Annotated in this window: 4 tRNA genes and 1 rRNA gene; all 5 read right to left on the bottom strand. The window is 49.2% G+C overall.

The annotated features are described in order from the left end of the window. Positions 1-52 precede the first annotated feature (52 nt). Positions 53-128: transfer RNA gene (locus AC6CHQ_RS16335), tRNA-Val, on the bottom strand. A gap of 5 nt (positions 129-133) precedes the next feature. After that, a tRNA-Glu gene (locus AC6CHQ_RS16330) sits at positions 134-208 on the bottom strand. 18 nt (positions 209-226) lie between these two features. Continuing rightward, positions 227-317, bottom strand: a tRNA-Ser gene (locus AC6CHQ_RS16325). 5 nt (positions 318-322) lie between these two features. Further along, positions 323-397, bottom strand: a tRNA-Asn gene (locus AC6CHQ_RS16320). A 24-nt stretch (positions 398-421) separates the two neighbouring features. After that, positions 422-537 (bottom strand): 5S ribosomal RNA (gene rrf / locus AC6CHQ_RS16315). Between the last annotated feature and the right edge of the window lie 130 nt (positions 538-667).

The raw sequence follows: 667 nt of genomic DNA, 5'->3' as shown, positions 1-667 counted from the left end.
TTGTTGCCTTGATGATTCTGTGCCTATCATGCCCGGGCACCTTTGTAGATCATGGTGGAGGATGACGGGTTCGAACCGCCGACCCTCTGCTTGTAAGGCAGATGCTCTCCCAGCTGAGCTAATCCTCCGTAAATGGTGACCCCTACGGGATTCGAACCCGTGTTACCGCCGTGAAAGGGCGGTGTCTTAACCGCTTGACCAAGGGGCCATATTAAAGTAATAAAACTGGCGGAGAGCAAGGGATTCGAACCCTTGATACACGGTTAGCGTATACACGATTTCCAATCGTGCTCCTTCGGCCACTCGGACAGCTCTCCATTAATGGCTCCGCAGGTAGGACTCGAACCTACGACCGATCGGTTAACAGCCGATTGCTCTACCACTGAGCTACTGCGGAACAATATCATCTTGCTTGTGGCAAGCCCGGCAACGTCCTACTCTCACAGGGGGAAGCCCCCTACTACCATCGGCGCTAAAGAGCTTAACTTCCGTGTTCGGGATGGGAACGGGTGTGACCTCTTTGCCTTTATCACCAGACTTGTTTTGAACAAGACAAGATTTATTATATCAAATTCTGTAGAAATATCAAGCGTTTCTGCAAATATCTTTGCATTTGTTCGCTCAAAACCGGATAAAACAGACATTGTATCGTACATACCGAATCTTT

It is taken from the genome of Bhargavaea sp. GQ12 (genome assembly GCF_059758705.1).
This window is presented reverse-complemented; position numbering and strand designations above follow the sequence as displayed.